The sequence below is a fragment of the Aliiruegeria haliotis genome, from assembly GCF_003003255.1.
GTDB classification, from domain to species: Bacteria; Pseudomonadota; Alphaproteobacteria; order Rhodobacterales; family Rhodobacteraceae; genus Tropicimonas; species Tropicimonas haliotis.
This window is the reverse complement of the sequence record NZ_PVTD01000032.1, coordinates 1-1227: the sequence shown is the minus strand read 5'-3', so window position 1 is coordinate 1227 and position 1227 is coordinate 1. Positions and strand designations below refer to the sequence as shown.

General features: G+C 58.4%; 1 protein-coding gene. It reads right to left on the bottom strand.

Annotated features, from left to right (window positions below; genetic code table 11):
• Positions 1–34 precede the first annotated feature (34 nt).
• Positions 35–1161, bottom strand: a protein-coding gene (locus CLV78_RS23575) for an IS3 family transposase (RefSeq protein WP_106208601.1) whose coding sequence is annotated in 2 segments (ribosomal slippage) — positions 35–897 and positions 897–1161 — 1128 coding nt in all. Because the reading frame shifts where the segments join, the coding sequence is not laid out codon by codon here.
• Between the last annotated feature and the right edge of the window lie 66 nt (positions 1162–1227).

Below are 1227 nucleotides of genomic sequence, written 5' to 3'. Positions count from 1 at the left end.
TGGCGTGCCCCCAATGGGTGGTCCGGTTTGATTGTTAGTACATCGTTGGCCTCTGGTCCATCGGAACAAGGGTTTCTGGCGCGGGTGGCCTGTATCCCAGTGCGCTGTGCGGCCTGACGGTGTTGTAGTGAACGCGCCACTGCTCGATCAGGATTTGAGCTTCCCGCAGGCTGTAGAAGATTTCGCCGTTGAGCAGTTCGTCCCGGAAACGGGCGTTGAAGCTTTCGCAGTATCCGTTTTCCCAAGGTGAGCCTGGCTCGATGTAGGTGGTCTTGGCGCCGACGGCTGCGATCCAGTCCCGCACTTTCTGCGCAATGAACTCCGGGCCATTGTCAGACCTGATGTATTCCGGCGGACCGCGAAGGATGAGCAAGTCGGTCAGCGCATCCAGCACATCGGTCGAGTTGAGCTTGCGATCCACGCGGATCATGAGCGCCTCCCTGGTGTATTCATCGATGATGTTGAGCGTCCGATAGACCCGACCGTCGTGGGTGCGATCCTGAACGAAGTCATAGGACCAGACGTGGTTTGGCCGCTCCGGCCTGAGGCGAACACATGATCCATCATTCATCCAGAGACGCCCCTTTTTCTTCTGTTTCTGTGGAACCTTCAGCCCTTCACGCCGCCAGATACGCTCGACCCGCTTGTGGTTGACGCACCAACCTGCGTTGTTCAGCAAGCCGGTCACCATCCGATAACCGTAGCGCCCGTATTTGTCGGCCAGTTCGATGATGTCGTCTGTCAGACGCCCTTCATCTGCACGGCCTTGCGGAACCTTGCGCTGCGTGGATCGATGCTGACCGAGCGTGCGGCAGGCACGGCGCTCTGATACGCCAAGCTCCTGCCGCACATGGTCGATGCACTTGCGGCGACGTGAAGGGCTCAGAAGTTTCCCTTTGCCGCCTCGGTCAGAATGAGCTTGTCCAGCGTCAGATCAGACACCGCGCGGCGCAGCCGCTGGTTCTCTTTCTCAAGCTCTTTCAGGCGTGCGAGCTGTGACCGGCCCATTCCGCCATAGAGCTTCCGCCATCGATAGAACGTTTGCTGCGTTATGCCGATCTGGCGGACAGCCTCGCCAACCGTCGCGCCTTGTCCTTGCAGAACCTCAACTTGCCGAAGTTTCGATACTATATCTTCGGGCTTCTCTCGTTTCCCAGCCATCGCTGATCCTCCAATTTGCAGGACAATCTATCCCAGTTGGTGGACCACTCTCAGGGGGCTACTCCA